13 protein-coding genes are annotated in these 16,075 nt (G+C 59.1%); 7 read left to right on the top strand and 6 right to left on the bottom strand.

Features of this window, described 5'->3' with window-relative positions; genetic code table 11:
- The first annotated feature begins 172 nt into the window (after positions 1-172).
- The 7 genes from HKX41_01535 (at position 173) to HKX41_01505 (ending at position 5,771) form a co-directional block, all read left to right on the top strand.
- Positions 173-409 carry a hypothetical protein gene (locus tag HKX41_01535; GenBank protein ID NNC22842.1) on the top strand — a complete coding sequence of 79 codons (237 nt, stop codon included), beginning with the start codon at positions 173-175 and terminating at the stop codon, positions 407-409.
- 43 nt (positions 410-452) lie between these two features.
- A complete protein-coding gene (locus HKX41_01530) occupies positions 453-776 on the top strand; it encodes an SCP2 sterol-binding domain-containing protein (GenBank protein ID NNC22841.1) in 324 nt (107 codons plus the stop codon).
- A complete protein-coding gene (locus HKX41_01525; GenBank protein ID NNC22840.1) occupies positions 777-1,523 on the top strand; it encodes a class I SAM-dependent methyltransferase in 747 nt (248 codons plus the stop codon).
- 660 nt (positions 1,524-2,183) lie between these two features.
- Positions 2,184-3,125, top strand: a complete 942-nt coding sequence (locus HKX41_01520) for a metal ABC transporter substrate-binding protein (protein NNC22839.1) — start codon at positions 2,184-2,186, stop codon at positions 3,123-3,125.
- Between the two features lie 71 nt (positions 3,126-3,196).
- On the top strand, positions 3,197-3,973 hold the full coding sequence (locus tag HKX41_01515) for a manganese/iron ABC transporter ATP-binding protein (GenBank protein ID NNC22838.1): 777 nt from the start codon (positions 3,197-3,199) through the stop codon (positions 3,971-3,973).
- Positions 3,973-4,902 (top strand): metal ABC transporter permease, encoded by a 930-nt coding sequence (locus tag HKX41_01510; GenBank protein ID NNC22837.1) that lies wholly within the window; start codon positions 3,973-3,975, stop codon positions 4,900-4,902. The genes HKX41_01515 and HKX41_01510 overlap by 1 nt, the downstream gene beginning before the upstream one ends.
- On the top strand, positions 4,899-5,771 hold the full coding sequence (locus tag HKX41_01505) for a metal ABC transporter permease (GenBank protein ID NNC22836.1): 873 nt from the start codon (positions 4,899-4,901) through the stop codon (positions 5,769-5,771). Before HKX41_01510 ends, HKX41_01505 begins: the two co-directional genes overlap by 4 nt.
- Positions 5,772-5,832: 61 nt before the next feature.
- Here HKX41_01505 and tsaB read toward each other — a convergent pair whose 3' ends face one another.
- The 6 genes from tsaB to HKX41_01475 all read right to left on the bottom strand — a co-directional run bounded on the left by tsaB (position 5,833) and on the right by HKX41_01475 (position 15,955).
- Positions 5,833-6,543, bottom strand: coding sequence for a tRNA (adenosine(37)-N6)-threonylcarbamoyltransferase complex dimerization subunit type 1 TsaB (tsaB, locus tag HKX41_01500; protein ID NNC22835.1), 711 nt, complete (start codon positions 6,541-6,543; stop codon positions 5,833-5,835).
- 33 nt (positions 6,544-6,576) lie between these two features.
- Positions 6,577-8,538 (bottom strand): ATP-dependent DNA helicase, encoded by a 1,962-nt coding sequence (locus HKX41_01495; GenBank protein NNC22834.1) that lies wholly within the window; start codon positions 8,536-8,538, stop codon positions 6,577-6,579.
- Complete coding sequence (locus HKX41_01490) at positions 8,535-9,170, bottom strand: hypothetical protein (protein NNC22833.1); 636 nt, start codon at positions 9,168-9,170, stop codon at positions 8,535-8,537. Before HKX41_01490 ends, HKX41_01495 begins: the two co-directional genes overlap by 4 nt.
- A gap of 6 nt (positions 9,171-9,176) precedes the next feature.
- Complete coding sequence (mrcB, locus tag HKX41_01485; protein ID NNC22832.1) at positions 9,177-11,642, bottom strand: penicillin-binding protein 1B; 2,466 nt, start codon at positions 11,640-11,642, stop codon at positions 9,177-9,179.
- A 258-nt stretch (positions 11,643-11,900) separates the two neighbouring features.
- Positions 11,901-14,504 carry an aminopeptidase N gene (gene pepN / locus HKX41_01480; protein ID NNC22831.1) on the bottom strand — a complete coding sequence of 868 codons (2,604 nt, stop codon included), beginning with the start codon at positions 14,502-14,504 and terminating at the stop codon, positions 11,901-11,903.
- A gap of 47 nt (positions 14,505-14,551) precedes the next feature.
- Positions 14,552-15,955: a hypothetical protein gene (locus HKX41_01475; GenBank protein ID NNC22830.1), complete on the bottom strand. Its 1,404-nt coding sequence runs from the start codon at positions 15,953-15,955 to the stop codon at positions 14,552-14,554.
- Positions 15,956-16,075: the final 120 nt, after the last annotated feature.

Below are 16,075 nucleotides of genomic sequence, written 5' to 3'. Positions count from 1 at the left end.
AGTCGACACCAAGCAACGTCCGGGCAATCCGACACCGGCCAACAAACACGGTGCCGCAAGGCCCCGGACGGGGCGCACTCGCAAGCGTTGTCGAAAGCATACCGCCCTGATACAGTGATCGTTTAGCAGTTACAAACGTCCTTAATCATCTTTGTGCGACCGAAGCTGGACGTTGCGCGAAATCGATATCGAATTCGGTTATCCGAAAGGCAGCGCCTTTCGCGCGTTCAAATATAACGACACACTCGAAGAACCCGACGATTTCGAGTTGCTCGATAACTGCAAAGACAGCGACCGAATCCAGGCGCTGAAAGAAACCAAGCGAATCTACGCCACGACCATCAATGCCGTGCTACTGACCGAATCCGGCTACCGTAAGGTCAAAAGCGTACTCGCCGACTCTCATTAAACACTGCGCTGGCCATAGAGGGCCAAACGACCGAGACGAGACCATGCACGACGCGAACACGCTGATCCGACGTATGCCCAAGGCCTTCAAACCGGAAGCGGCGGGCAGTATGTCGCTGCGCATCGTGTATGCGATCGACGCACCGATGACGGTCATCGTGGAGCACGGCGTATGTCAGGTCATGGACGGCGCCATCGAATCACCGGACGTGGTATTAAGGATCCGCGACAAACACCTGATTAAGCTCATGACTGGCCGCATGATGGGCCTTACCGCGTTCGCAACCGGCAAACTCAAAGTCGATGGCGACTACACACTAGCCGCGAAGATCCAGCATATCTTTGACCGCGAGAAACTGACCGACTAGATGCTGGTTTCAATACCGTGGTGGCTCGACTCAGGCTCGCCATGGGCCACTACTGACCGCGCCGAGGCTAGTGCGCTGGACCTGGCCACCACGACCGAGCGCCCCGCCACCGACTTTTTCCTTGCGCGGACCGACGACGGCCTGGCGCTGTTCCGCAGCAACACTAACGGCACGGACCAGTCATTTTGTGCCGATTTAACGACGACAGCCGGGCAGCGCGGCATCAACCGCCGTGCAAGTCCGCTGGCACGTGCCTGTGGCTTGCACCGCCACCCCGGCCTATCGATATTCGACGCAACCGCCGGCCTGGGTCGGGATAGCGCCACACTTGCATCGTTCGGTTGCCCAATCACCGCCGTGGAGCGTCACGCCATACCTGCCGCGCTGACTCGTGATGCCCTTCGGCGCGCACGGGATGCGGGATTTTTCGAAGCAACCTGGGCACATCTAGCCACAGGCGACGCGCAGCGGTGGTTGAGCGACGAGACGCTCGAACAACCAGATGTGGTTCTGATCGATCCCATGTTTTCAGCCGACCGGCGCAAGGCGAAACCTCAAAAAATCATTGCATGGCTCAATGAAATACTGGGGCCGGACGCGGACGCGCCCACCTTGCTTGCCGCAGCCCGCGCCACTGCTCGGCGACGCGTTGTGGTTAAACGCCATGCGCGGCAATTGGCGCTCGGCGAGCCGGATTTCTCCCTCGGCAAGCGTGCGGTTCGGTTCGATATCTACCTGAGCCAGTAAGCCAAACCAACTCCGAGGCTGCATCACACAGCCCGGAAAACCTAATAAAAAATATTAATTTTTAACTATAAACTATTGTTATAGAATGAATATTATATTCATTATTAGCTCATATCACGTCTGAAGCGCCCGAGCATACCGAGCACCCGCCTATCATCGGACCTCTCCTAGGCTTCAGGCACGAGCGCGCCGGCGCAATCAAACGGTGGTGGCCTAGCCACCAGTCAAAATCCACGGCCTTGATGCTGACCAGCAAACCCCGCCGTCACACCGCGCACCATGGCCGGGTAGTCAACTGACACGCCAAATTCGATGGTCAGTGGAAACGCATGACCGGTGTGCATGACTTTACCGCCCTGGTGTTGTTGCTAATGCCGACGATGATCGGCTCCTCTAATCCCCGGCATTAAATCCGATACTGACGCGATCACTCAGCGTCGTGTTGCCAATCACTCGGCCACCCGAGCGTAGCCAGCCGGATAGGCTGGCAAACGTTTTGATCCTTACGGTTTGAAATTTAGCCAAGGTTAAACTAGGATCTTCATTGTTCATTTACCACTTGTTTTTCTAGAACAACCAGGTGTTGCGGCTGGCGTATTGGTACGGAGCCCGCCATTGCACCTGAGGCACTTCAACAACAAATTTAATAAAGGCAATGTGATGAAACGAAGCACATCAAGCATTCTTGCTGCTCTAACAGCCGGCGTTATGGGTCTTACCGGCCCGGCAATGGCGAGCAAGAGCGATGACAGCAAGGGCGATCAGCTTAAGGGCGTCACCACCTTCACGATCATCAAAGATATGGCGCAGAACGTGGCTGGCGACGACGCGGAGGTGGTTTCGATCGTCAAACCAGGCGCCGAAGTCCATGACTACCAGCCGACACCGCAAGATATCGCGGGGGCCAATGATGCCGACATCATCCTGCGCAACGGCTTCAAGCTGGGACGTTGGTTCGACCAGTTTCTGGCCAACCTAAGCGATGTTCCGGCGGTTAAAGTAAACAAAGGCATCAAGCCGATCATGATCGGGTCCGGCGAATATGAGGGCTACCCCAATCCGCACGCGTGGATGGGCCCCAAAGACGCCGTGAAATACGTCGATAACATCCGCGATGTGATGGTCAAGTACGACCCGGATCATGCTGATGGCTACCGCAAGCGGGCAAAGGCATATAAGAAAGAAATCCGCGATACCGTCAAACCGATGAAAAAGCGCATTCATTCAATCGATGAAGACAAGCGTTGGCTGGTCAGCTGCGAAGGTGCCTTTGATTATCTGGCTCGCAGCCTAGGTATGCAGACGCTGTTTCTGTGGCCGGTTAACGCCGAGCAAGTGGGCACACCACAGCAGGTGCGCAAAGTCATCGATGGCGTCAAAAAGCACAATATCCCGGCCGTGTTCTGTGAAAGTACAGTGAACAACAAAGCGGCCAAACAGGTGGCACGGGACACAGGCGCCCGCTACGGCGGCAGACTCTATGTTGATTCGCTATCGCAGCCGGGCGGTCCAGTGCCAACCTATCTCGATCTGTTGCGTGTGGATACGAAGCGTATCGCCGACGCACTGACCAGCAAGAAGAGCAAAGACAAGGATAATTAGTGCGCCGCCTGGACGACTTCCGCGTGGACAGCGGCTCGAATCAGGATACACCGCAGCAACAGTCCACCAATATGGGAACTACCGGCATCCACGCTGATAACGTGAGCGTGACCTACCGCAACGGCCATACGGCGTTGTACGACGCCAGCTTCGCCATTCCGTGCGGCACCATCACCGCGCTGGTGGGCGTCAACGGTTCTGGCAAGTCGACGCTGTTCAAGGCACTGATGGGGTTCGTGCCGGTCTCCCACGGCCGGATTAGTCTGATGGGGATGAGCGTCGAGCAGGCGTTGCGCAGCAACCGGGTGGCTTATGTGCCGCAGTCTGAGGAGGTCGACTGGGCCTTCCCGGTGCTAGTGGAAGACGTCGTGATGATGGGCCGCTATGGGCATATGGGCTTTCTGCGCCGGGCGAGCGCCATGGACCGTGAAGCGGTGGATCAAGCGCTGGCTCGAGTCGGTATGCAGGATTTCCGCAAACGCCAAATCGGTGAGTTGTCGGGCGGCCAACGCAAGCGTGTATTCCTTGCCCGCTCACTGGCGCAGGAAGGCCAGGTAATCCTACTCGACGAGCCTTTCACCGGCGTCGATGTCGGTACCGAGGAACGCATCATTGCCTTACTCGACGAATTGAAAAAAGAAGGCCGGGTCATGCTGGTCTCCACCCACAATCTGGGCTCGGTGCCCGATTTTTGCGACCGCACCGTAATGATCAAGGGGACGGTGGTGGCCGCCGGGCCGACCGCGACCACCTTCAACCAGAAAAACCTGGAACACGCTTTCGGTGGCACGCTACGCCACTTCCACTTCAGCAGCGACGCACCGCCAACCGCCGAGACCGCGTCGTGATCGAGCTGCTGGCCGAACCGTTCCACTACGGCTACATGGTCAACGCCATGTGGGTGTCGGCCTTGGTCGGCTGCGTCTGCGCCTTTTTGTCCTGCTATCTGATGCTCAAAGGTTGGTCGCTGATCGGCGATGCGCTGTCGCATTCGGTGGTGCCGGGCGTAGCCGGCGCCTTCATGATGGGCCTGCCGTTTTCGGTCGGCGCCTTCATCGCCGGTGCGCTGGCGGCTGGTTCCATGCTATTTCTGAGCGGCCGCTCGGGGCTGAAGGTGGACGTCATCATCGGCGTCATCTTCACCTCGTTTTTCGGTGCCGGTCTGTTCATGGCCTCGATCAATCCAATGGCGATCAGCATCCAGACCATCGTCATGGGCAATATTCTGGCCATCACTCCCAAGGACACGCTGCAGCTGGCCATCATCGGCTTCGTGTCGCTGACCATACTGTTATTGAAATGGAAGGACATGCTGGTGGTGTTCTTCGACGAATACCACGCCCGCTCGATCGGCCTGCGGCCGAACTGGCTCAAATTCATTTTCTTCGCGCTGTTATCAGCTTCGATCGTAGCCGCCATGATTACGGTCGGCGCCTTCCTGGTCATCGCCATGGTGGTCACACCAGGAGCCACAGCCTACCTGCTCTGCGACCGCTTCAAGAAACTGATCGGCATCGCGGTAGTCATCGGCACCTTAACCAGCTTTTCCGGCGCTTATATCAGCTTTTTTCTGGATGGTGCGACCGGCGGCATCATTGTCGTGTTGCAGACACTGTTATTCCTTCTGGCCTTTGTCTTCGCGCCCAAGCACGGCATGCTGGCCTCGCAGCGCAAGGCTCGGCGGGCACTGGCGACATCACCCGCTGGCCCGATGAGCAGGTTGCGTGCAAGCAGCCAGTCCACCGCTAACAGGCCGGCCACGCAGGTGCGCCCATGATGGCGACCCTGATGCAGCCGCTACAGTTCACATTCATGCAACACGCGCTCGGCATGGTGCTGATCGTGGCGTTCCCCACCGCGCTTTTGTCCTGCTTTCTGGTTCTAAAGGGCTGGGCACTGATGGGCGACTCGGTCAGTCACGCCACGCTGCCCGGCATCGTGTTGGCCTGGATGCTCGGCATTCCACTGGTGGCCGGGGCGTTCGGCGCGGGGCTGGGCTGCGCCCTACTGATGGGATATCTATCGCGGCATTGCCGGGTCAAGTATGACGCCATCATGGGAGTGGTATTTTCCGGCATGTTCGGTGTCGGCATCATCATGTTCAAATCGATCAATACCAACCAGCACCTAACCCATGTGCTGTTCGGCAACATGCTCGGGGTCGGACCGCAGGATCTCTGGACATCGGGTGTGATCGCCGTACTCGTCAGTCTGACGCTACTGCTGAAATGGCGAGACTTTCTGCTACATGCCTTCGACCCTGCCCAAGCCCGAGCCTGTGGGCTCAACACCACACTGCTGCATTACGCCTTGCTGGTCTGCCTGTCGCTGACCATCGTTTCCACGCTAACCTCGGTGGGACTGATCCTGGCGGTGGCGCTACTGGTTACACCCGGCGCCATTGCTTTTCTGACAGTGCGCAGCTTTGCTCGCATGCTGGTGGTTTCGGTCGCAGCCTGCCTGTTCGCGTTGCTGCTAGGCGCCTATCTCAGTTTTTTCCTGGACAGCGGCCCAGCGCCAACCATTGTGCTAATTCTGACCATGCTGTTCATCATGGCCTTCATCTATCGGCTGGCCATGACCCACTGGCATTCCCGGCAGCGCGTCGCCTGGCAACGGCGTACGACAGGGGGCGAATCGGTATGACAAACAACCAGAGGCGTTGGCTCGGTTGCGGCTAGCCACGTAACGGCCGCCGCGGCCTTATTCAGGCGCTCGGCGATGCGTTTTTGACGCTTTTTACAGCGACCTCATTGCGTACGTATAACGGCAACGCGTCGTTCGCGGCCGCTAAACAACGCGGATCGGTTTCGACGTCGCACGCGGCCAGTCGCGCTAGATCAAGCGCGTGCGGCCATTGCTCGATCAGGGGCGGCCGTTCGCGATCGGCGTCATGCGCCTCAAGCAGCGCCCAACCATTGCCACCGGCGCAAGCTGTCGCGGCAGACTCAACCGTTAACTGCCCCGGGGCGCAAAGGGATACGTCATCCAGATTCGTGACCTCGCGATGCGTATCGCGCCGGTAACGTGCGGTGTAGATTTCGCCGAGCCGTGCATCCTGAACAATCTGCGCGATCTCGGCCCCAGCGGCGGCGCCCATCAGACATCGCCTGGCAATCGCGCGTGGCGTCTCGATGCCCACGACCGGACAGTCGAGCCCAGTAGCCAGGCCTTGGACCAGGCCGGCCGCGATACGAAGCCCGGTGAATGCGCCCGGCCCTCGCCCGAACACTACCGCATCGACGTGCTGCCAGTGCCAACCCGCGTCAGCCAGCAAGTGACGTGCATCCGATACGAGTTGCGGACCGTGACTGCGGGCAGCCACTTCGAAGATTTCGGCATCGTCGCCGGGGTGCTCACTATCGTGGCGGGCGACGGTGCGCGCTTCGGTTGCTGCGTCGAATGCCAACAGTTTCATGCCGTTTGCCTCGGCCTTCCGTCTTCGCCGTGGCTAGTTTTCAACATCGGCATGATCGTTAGTCGAATTTATTGGCTCGGATGCGGGCTTGAGATCGCGAAGAAATGTTTCGGCTTGCTGCCAACTGTCACTGACCGTCATGGGGGGCAGGCTAGCCTGAATCACACGGCCGTAGCCGGCGCTAGTCAATCTGGGATCACAGATCGCCAACACACCACGGTCGGTGGCATCGCGTATCAGGCGGCCGACACCCTGTTTGAGCGCAATGACCGCCTGCGGCAAGCTGTAAGCGATAAACGGGTTCTGCCCGGCCTCTTCCATAGCGGCAAAACGCGCTTTGAGAACAGGATCGGCGGGCGAGGCAAACGGCAATTTATCGATAATAACCAAACGTAACGCCTGCCCGCGAACATCGACGCCCTCCCAAAAACTCGTGGTCGCAACCAGCACACTGGCGTCGTCGGCGCGAAAATCGGCCAGCAAGCGGGGCCGCGAAGCACTGCCCTGGATCAAGGTCGAAAAACCGGCCGCCCGTAGCGCCCGACCATAGCGCTCGACAGCGCGATAGCTGGTGCAAAGCACGAACGCGCCGCCGCCAGTTGCGGTGATCAACGAACGCGCTTGTTCGATGACAGCGTCATCATAGCCCGGGGCGCGCGGCTGCGGCATCGACGGCGGCGTAAATAACAGGGCGTTGTTGGCGTAATCGAACGGCGAAGCCAGAACGCGGGTTTCGACGTCGCTCAATCCAAGCCGAGCACAGAAAAATCCGAGGTCGTCGCCCACAGCGAGTGTCGCCGACGTGAACACCCATGCACTCGGCAACGCCTCAATCGAGCGCGCGAATGGCGATGCCACGTCAAGCGGCGTACTGTGCCACGTCCAACTTTCGGCGCGGATGTCGAGCCAACTGACGTTTTCGGCGTCGTTTTCATCAGCTTCGGCAAGCGTTGCCAATAGGTCACGATGTTCGGCACTGCGGCGGGCCAACGACTGCAATTGTTCGCTTCGGTCGCTAACTTCGTCGAGCGCCCCGGCCAATATCTCGAGTGCTTCCAAAAGCGCATCGCGCGCGGCCGCCACATTGTTATCAGCCACATCACGCCAGCCGGTGGTGCCGGTTTGAGCGGGCAGCCGTTGCCCAAACTCAGCCAGTCGTTCGGCCAGATCGCGCGTGTTATCGGCAACCCCGGGCATGTCACCGCCGAGGCGTTCGACTTCGGCTCGAAGATCGCGAGTCAGCTCACCGATCTGGCGCGACGACAATGCCCGACCGAAGAAATGTCCGGCTACATCCGGCAGCTTGTGCGCTTCATCGAGAATCACCGCATCGGCGCCAGGCAGAACCTCGCCCAGGCCGGCGTCACGCAGTGTCAGGTCGGCGAAAAACAGATGATGGTTGGCGATCACAACGTCAGCGGCCTGCGCTTCGCGACGCGCGGCTACGACGAAACATTGATCCCAGAATGGGCAGTCAGCCGCCAGGCAGTTGTCGGGCGTGGACGTGACTTGCGGCCAGAGCGAATCGCCATCACCGATATCACCGAACTCACCCAAATCACCGGACTCGGTCTTACGTGCCCACTCGCGGATTGCCGACAAACGTGCCCGTTTATCCGCACTCGCGTTTTGTTCGGCCATCTCGAGCCGATGCAGGCACAAATAGTTTGCACGCCCTTTGAGGACAGTGCTATGGACCGTTCGACCCAGTATCCGCTCGGCCAGCGGCAGATCCTTGTCGGCGAGCTGGCTTTGTAAATAGCGCGTCGCTGTAGCAACAATGATCTTGCCGTCGGAGGCCAACGCCGGCAACAGATAGGCAAGTGTCTTGCCGGTTCCCGTGCCTGCTTCAACCACCAACCGGCCGCGATGGTCGACGGCTTCGGCGACCGCATTCGCCATCTCGGCCTGCCCGGGACGCTGATCGAAAGCGTCCAGTTCGCGGTCGAAGCGCTCGGTATCGTTAAACAGCGCCGCGCCGTCGGCGGCGCTCATTGTTGATATTGCTTGCCGATACGCTTGAATTTGTTAGCCCGCAAAACAGCCTGATGCGCCGCGCCTTTTTGCCCCTGATTCTTCTGGGCTTCCGCGATCAATTGCCAGTTGTTTGTTTTCACGAACGGGTTATTGCTGGCCAGACTGTTCGATTTGCGTGCGAGCTGTACCGCTTGGCCAGGTTTGTCCTGAACAAGCCGTATCGCCGCCAGACGTTGATATAAGAACGGATTACGCGGCGACAGATTCAGCGCACGCTGGATCAACGATCCAGCCCGCCCCGTTTGCTCATTCGCCATCGCCTTGTCAGCTTTATTGACCAGCGACATAACCGCCGACGATGCATTCGCCTTGATACGCTTGGGCGGCAGTGGCCCTTGGTCCTGCGACTGGGTTGACGACTCGCCACCACCGATACGCGACCCCGATGTTTCGGCGTGACCACGCTCTAACGGGTCGGCATGTCCAATCTTTTCACCGGTCTGCTTCGAGTCGCTGCCAGTGTCCGTTTGTTGGTCACCGGACGATTGCGGCGGCGGCGCGTTACCACCACCGGGCGGTAAAGACGGTTTATCAGTCGCACAGCCGGCCATCAACAGACCGGCAAAAACGATGGTCGCTAGTTTTCGCATGACAGCTTAGAAGATTTTGTCGAGTAAACTTTTGTCTTGATCATCCTCGCCTCCGTCGGATTCGCTTTGGTGTCCACCGCGCGAGTCCGAGCCGGTGCCACCACCAGTTGGCTGCTGTTTTCGATCACGTGCCAGTATATCGCTTTCGCAGGCGTCGACGCCGCTGGGCACATAGCCACGTGTAAACGGTACTGATGTGGCTTCCGGGCACTGTGCGTCCGAACCGGTATTGAAGAAGTTGGGGGCATTCGGTTTGTTCGGCCGGAATGTCATGGCCAACGGCACGCGCTGGACATTGGCCGGCGGGCTCATCGTCAGCGACTGTGCGCCGACATCAGACATGATGTGCGACCAAATATGGAGCGCACCTGTCGCCCCGGTCAGATGGGCGCTATCGTTGTTGTCCCGACCCACCCAAACACTGATGACTCGATTGCCCGAAAAACCGGCAAACCAACTATCGCGAAGTTGGTTCGTGGTACCGGTCTTGCCAGCGAGCTGTAGTTGATTCGGCAGGACGCGGTATATACCTGAACCGGTCCCGTGGCGTGCAACGCGTCGCATCATCCAGGTATCGAGATAAGCCGGTGCACTGTCGATGACCTGCTTCAACTTCAGCTTATAGGCACTGAGTGGGTTGCCCTGGCGATCGGTAACGTCCTGGATTGCGGTTAGCTTTTTGTAATAACCACCCGATGCGATCGTGTTGTAAACCTGCGCGACTTGCAACGGCGACATATTCACCGCTCCCAAAGCCACCGACGGCACAGCGGTCGGTTCGCCGGGATAACCGAGCTGTCTGAGCGTTTTGATGACTTTGGGAATACCCAGATCCAGGGCGAGCCGCGAACTGGCCAGGTTGTAACTGTGTTCGAGCGCGTAATACAACGGCACATCGGTGCCATGGCTGCGCTTGGAATAATTATCAGGCTTCCAAACCTTGCCGTTTTTCTGCTTGACCGACAGCGGTGAATCGTCGAGTGGCGTGATGACGCTGTATTTCGACGGATATTTCATGGCGGTCAGATAGGTGACAGGTTTGATCAGCGATCCGATGGGCCGTTGGATATCGAGCGCTCGATTGAAACCGGCATAACCTGATTTCCGGCCGCCGACTAGCGCCAAAATGCGGCCTCCTTCCACGCTGGTCACGATTGCGCTGGATTGCAAACTGTCAGATTCGATGTTGCCACGCCGCTTTTCGATGGCATCAAGCTGGGATCGCACAGACGCCTGGGCATGGCGCTGAATCCCGGGATGAAGCGTCGTGAATACACGCAGCCCCTCCTCGGTAAGCTGGGCTTCAGTATATTGACCGTGTAACTGTTGCCGCACGAGGTCGATAAAGTCGGGGTAGCGGCTGGTGCGCCTATTTTTTTCGGACGACACACCCAGCGGTGCCGACTTGGCGCGTTTCCAGGCTTGTTCCTTTAGAAAGCCAGCCTCGTGAAACATATCCAGCACTAGGTTTCGCCGACGGCGGGCACGCTTGGGATGCGCGCGCGGATCGTAGTAGCTCGGTCCTTTGACCATGGCAACCAGCAGCGCGATGCGGGCTGGACCAAGCTCATCCACGGGCGTATTGAAGTAGTAGTAGCTTGCCAGGCCAAAGCCACGGATCGCGTGATTGCCATCCTGACCGAGGTAGACCTCGTTAATATAAGCTTCGAGTATCGCCGGCTTGGAATAATGCGCATCGAGCAGGATCGCCATCAATCCTTCTCGGGCCTTGCGCGCGAACGTCTGATTACTATTTAGATAGAAGTTTTTAACCAGTTGCTGGGTAATGGTCGAGCCGCCCTCGACAATGCTACCGGCTTTTAGGTCCTCCCATGCCGCGCGCACGATGCCCTTCGGCGAGATCCCGAAGTTGTGCATGAAGCTCTTGTCTTCGACCGTAATCAGTCCGGCCGGGAGCATCGGCGGCAAGTCGGAGAGTTTGACCAGGATGCGATCCGCCCCTTTGTTCGGATAGATACTGCCGATGAGCGGCGGATCTATACGGATCAGCGATAGTGATTCCTTATCGTCGACCGACTTAAACCCAGAAATGGTGCCGTTTTTGAATCGTAGCTGCACCGTGCGTGGCGCGCGCTCGCCGTCGGGGAAGTCGAAGCCGCGCGCGTGGATCGTCAGCTGATTGCCATCCCGGTGGAAACTGCCCTGACGATGTGACTGGGCAGCTGCACGATATCCCTGGCGTTTGAGCTGCTCCACGACAGCAGCCAGCGATTGCTTCTTGCCGGTGTATAGCTGCATCGGGGCCGCGTAAACCTTGGCCGGCAACTTCCAGCGGGTGCCTGCAAACTTTTCCTGAACAGTGCCGTTCAAGTAAGCGGCGTAGACGCTGATGCCAGCCAGCACCAGACAACCGCCAAGAAACAGATAGGCCAGTAGTCGCCGAGAAATACTCGGCTTCGCTCGCTTGGAGCCGCCACGACGGCGACCTCGGGACTTTTTGCCGGCTGCCAATATTACGGGTCCAAGGAAGTCAGCCATGAATGGTAGCAAAGCCGCGCGGACCACGTTGGCTGCAGCCCCGCACTGGCTCGACACCCAATGCGATGCGAGGCATCGCCATCATGCATGCTGGCGTCGCGCACGCACAGCACTCACATCAGACGCTGTCATCAGCACCCTCGCCTGTCTCTGCATGGATTGGCCAACCGTGCTAACCATGCTCGACACCCAGCATCAATGCTTAGCACCTGGTTGACGCAACGCGGCGAACTAGCTTGCAAGAGCCGTTTGAACGATCTCGGCGCTATTGTCGGACAGACGGATCTCGGCCAAGCGCTCGAGTTGCGCCCGCATACCGCCAGCGTATGGTTCAGCATAGCGACGCCACGGCGCCAGCAACCCCGCCAGTGCAGCTGCGAGTTGCGGGTTGATCGTGTCGAGACGCTCGATCTCATCGCCCAGCAGTTGGTAACCGGAGCCATCCGCACAGTGGAATCCCTCAGGGTTTCCACGGGCGAAACCGCTCAGGATCGAACGGATGCGGTTGGGGTTTGTGTTGTCCAGCGCTGGATCAGCCAAAAGTGCGCGCACATGCTGGATACTATCGTCACGTCGTGCGCCCGCCTGCAATGCGCGGTATTTATCCATAACCAAGGGATAATCGGCAAAGCGCGCGGCGAAATCAGCCAATGCGCGCTGGCGCTGTGGGCTCGAGTGGTCGTTGAGTGCGGACAGCGCAGCCATGCGATCGGTCTGGTTATCAGCGGCATAAAATACCGCAAGCGCGCGCTCCAGTGCGTCGCCGTCCGACGTCGCCGTGTAGTAATCGAGCGCGGTAGCGAACAAGTGCCGACGACCGGCGGCCTCAGCATTAAATGCATAGGCTTCGGCCGGGGCGAAATCGGCCAAAATGGTTTCAAAGTTGGCTCGCAACTGCTGGCTAAGCTGTTGTTTCAGGTTGCGCCGGGCCTTGGCTACGGCGATGGGATCGATAGGTGCGGTGGCATCACCGATACGCGCCGTGCTCGGCAGCGTGAGCATTTCGGCGGCCAAAGCATGGTCAGCCGGTGGCGCCTCTAGAATCGCGGCCACGGTCTCGACCAGCACAGCCGACGGCTCACCGGCCGACCCGCCCGCCTTCAGGGCATCGACATCGACGCTGAGCTGGTTCAGAAACAGTGTCTGCAGAGCGTCCCAGCGCGAAACCGGATCGGTGTCGACACGAGCCAGGTGCGCCAGCGTCGCGTCGTCACGCGGGTGATCGAGGCGTACCGGCGCACTCATGCCACGCAGCAAAGACACCGTCGGCTCAGCATCGAAACCTTCGAAGCGCCAGGTTTCGTGCGCGTGGGTAAGGCGTCGAAGCGTGGACGAGCTGGCCTCGCTATCGGCATCAGTGGCAAAAAACGCCAACTCGATCGGGATGTCGAACGGCGGCTTATTCGCTTGATCCGGCGTGGCTGGCACGGACTGCTCGAGCTCGAGTGTCAACTGTCCGTTATCGTAGCTCGGCCGGACCGACACCGTGGGGGTGCCCGCATAAGCATACCAAGCGCGGAACTGAGCGAGGTCCAAGCCGGTCGCTTCTTCGATCGCGACTACAAAATCCTCGATCGTGACCGCGCGGCCATCGTGTTTGTCGAGATAAAACCGCACGGCTTGATTGAACGCTTCCCGGCCCGCTATCGAGGCCATCATGCGGATGAGCTCGGCCCCTTTTTCATACACCGTGACAGTGTAGAAATTGTTCATTTCCACATAGGACTCCGGCCGTACCGGATGGGCATGCGGGCCATCATCTTCGGGAAACTGTAAGTCGCGAATGGTTCGCACCTGTTGGATGCGAGCCACGCCGGGCGAGCCTTGGTCGGCGGCGAACTGGTGCTCGCGAAACACCGTCAGCCCCTCTTTCAACGACAACTGGAACCAGTCGCGACAAGTCACACGATTGCCGGTGTAGTTATGGAAATATTCGTGCGCGACCACGTCACGCACCCGGGCGAAATCGGCATCGGTCGCGGTGTCGGCGCGGGCCAGCACACAGGCTGTATTGAAAACGTTCAGGCCCTTGTTCTCCATCGCGCCCATGTTGAAGCTATCGACCGCCACCACTGAATAGCGATTCAGATCACAGGTCAGGCCGTAGGTCGCCTCATCCCAGGCCATGGCCTGCTTGAGCGAAGCTATGGCATGGTTACACTGATCTTCGGCGCCGTGCTCGGTGTAGAACGCCAGTTCCACATCATGGCCGGTATTCGTTCGGTAGCTATCGGTTATTTCGGCCAAATCGCCCGCGACCAGCGCAAACAAGTAGCAGGGTTTCGGCCAAGGGTCGATAAACACGGCGGTGTGACGGCCGTCCTCGTGTCGTTGATGGCTTGCACGATCACCGCCGGCTAACAACACGGGATACACAGCCGCATCGGCCGTTACCCGCGTAGTAAAGCGCGTCATCACATCTGGCCGATCCGGGAAATAGACAATCCGCGAAAATCCAGTCGCCTCGCACTGTGTACAAAGCACCGAGCCGGATTGGTACAGCCCTTCCAGAGCAGTATTGGCACTCGGGTCGATGCGCACCACCAACTCAAGCTCGCAGCGCCGCGGCAAGTCGAAGACCCACAGGCCTTCGTCATGCACCGCATAGCGCGCATCGGACACAGCCTCGCCATCGATGGCGATCGACTCGAGAGTCATCTGATGCCCGTCCAGCCAGAGATCATCTCGCCGTGCCTCATCCGCTTGGCTGACCTGATAGCGAGCCGTCACACGCGTATCGGCCGAATCAATTTCGAATGCAAGGTCGGCGTGTTCGATCTGGTGGTCAGGGGCGCGGTAATCGGTGCGGTACTTACGCTCGGGGTGGTCGCTCATGAAAACGTCTCTTGTAATAATGCCGTACGCCGTGTGCGCGGACCATTCTATAACGGCATCGCGCCAACAAATCGATCGATAAAGGCACGCACATCGGAGCGCCGCTGGATCGACAGATGGCCGGCATCAGACCAGTGAATCGGCGGCTGGCGCCAATGGTGCCACAGTGCGCGTGGCCCATCGGGCGGTACGACCTGGTCAGCGCGTGCCGCCACGATTGCGCGCTCGGCGGTCACAGGCGGCGCATGGGCAAGCGGCGAAACCGGTGCCAACATCTGATTCAGACGAGCCGCATCAAATCCAGCATGCGCCAAACGCGCACGGCTCGGCACATGCATGTGCTGCCACAGCGTGGGTGCGATTTCGACCATTGGTATCGCTGCGATAATCGGTGACAGTGCCGGCTCGAACGCCGCCAGTAGTGCTGCACTGTAACCGCCGAGGCTCAACCCGAAAGCGCCGATACCAGTCGGCGACTGCGTCGCACGCAGCCACGCAACGATCTGGCGCAAATCGGCCAATGTCTGTGATACGGCGTGCCAGACATTAATCATGGAGCCGTCAAGAAAATAGCCGCCCGTCAGACGCGTCGCGCGCCGCGTGCCATGCAGGGGCAAAAGCGGCATACAAATGTTGACGCCGAATTCGCGATGCAACCGCTCGGCTTGAAACGCGTGCATGTCGAGCGACGATCCCATGCGATAACCGTGGATGCAGACAAGCCAAGGCCGCGGACCATCCGTATGACGGAGCAGTCTGGCGCCCACCGTTTGATTGGCGGTAAACGATTGCCAACGTTCGGCGCCGGGCAACGCTGGATCGGGCGTGTAAGCGCTGTTGAATGCCAGCCATTCGGCCGCCATACCGCACGACGATAGCGGCCGGATGTCGACCGCGCTTGGCGGCCTCGGCGCCGCGCCCGCGGCCGTGATTGTGCCGCGTCGTTGCACGACGCTTTCCAGTGTTTCCAGATCATCGATTTGACTGGCGAAATCATTTGCGCCGCCGGGCATATCGGCGCAATGGACAAACGCTCCCATCAACGTGCAGTCGAGTGCGGCGTGGTGCACGAGCCGGAGCGGCGGTTCCTCGTTGCTTTTGGACTGCGCCTGCCAAAGCAACAAACCAGCCCAACCCGCGACAAGATAAACACCAACCGCGGCCAACAGCAGAACAATCGCAACGCTCGCCGCAAAAACCACGAAAGCAATGACACCGCCGACCCCGGCCACGACGGCCGCCAATGCAAGGTGATACACAATCATGCGGTCGAGGCCCCATAAAAACGCCCCACCACCAGTGGCCAGCAGGCCGAGGCCAACCACGAGACCGAGCACCAGCGCGACCGGCCCCGCACTTGCACCCAATACAATCCAGGCGATGCCGAGCCCCAGCGGCCAAAGAGCCGGCGACCAATAGCGTGCCGAGTGGCGCCAGCCAAACCTGTTCATTGCGTACTTCCAATCACATCAGCCACGGCGGCAACAGTGCTTCGAGCTGCACATGCGACACGGGCCCAATAATTACATGGCAATAAATGTTTAACGCGGATGGACTCGATAAATTAATGC

Source organism: Salifodinibacter halophilus (genome assembly GCA_012999515.1).
In the GTDB taxonomy this organism is placed as follows: Bacteria; Pseudomonadota; Gammaproteobacteria; order Nevskiales; family Salinisphaeraceae; genus Salifodinibacter; species Salifodinibacter halophilus.
Note: the sequence above shows the minus strand (reverse complement) of the source record. Positions and strands in the feature narration are given on the sequence as shown.

Coding starts and splice junctions, on each gene's coding strand:
- tsaB (NNC22835.1), bottom strand. CDS start 6,543: ATGAAACTGTTGGCATTCGACGCAGCAACCGAAGCGCGCACCGTCGCC.
- HKX41_01525 (NNC22840.1), top strand. CDS start 777: ATGCTGGTTTCAATACCGTGGTGGCTCGACTCAGGCTCGCCATGGGCC.
- HKX41_01490 (NNC22833.1), bottom strand. CDS start 9,170: ATGCGAAAACTAGCGACCATCGTTTTTGCCGGTCTGTTGATGGCCGGC.
- HKX41_01530 (NNC22841.1), top strand. CDS start 453: ATGCACGACGCGAACACGCTGATCCGACGTATGCCCAAGGCCTTCAAA.
- HKX41_01520 (NNC22839.1), top strand. CDS start 2,184: ATGAAACGAAGCACATCAAGCATTCTTGCTGCTCTAACAGCCGGCGTT.
- HKX41_01505 (NNC22836.1), top strand. CDS start 4,899: ATGATGGCGACCCTGATGCAGCCGCTACAGTTCACATTCATGCAACAC.
- HKX41_01515 (NNC22838.1), top strand. CDS start 3,197: ATGGGAACTACCGGCATCCACGCTGATAACGTGAGCGTGACCTACCGC.
- pepN (NNC22831.1), bottom strand. CDS start 14,504: ATGAGCGACCACCCCGAGCGTAAGTACCGCACCGATTACCGCGCCCCT.
- HKX41_01495 (NNC22834.1), bottom strand. CDS start 8,538: ATGAGCGCCGCCGACGGCGCGGCGCTGTTTAACGATACCGAGCGCTTC.
- HKX41_01475 (NNC22830.1), bottom strand. CDS start 15,955: ATGAACAGGTTTGGCTGGCGCCACTCGGCACGCTATTGGTCGCCGGCT.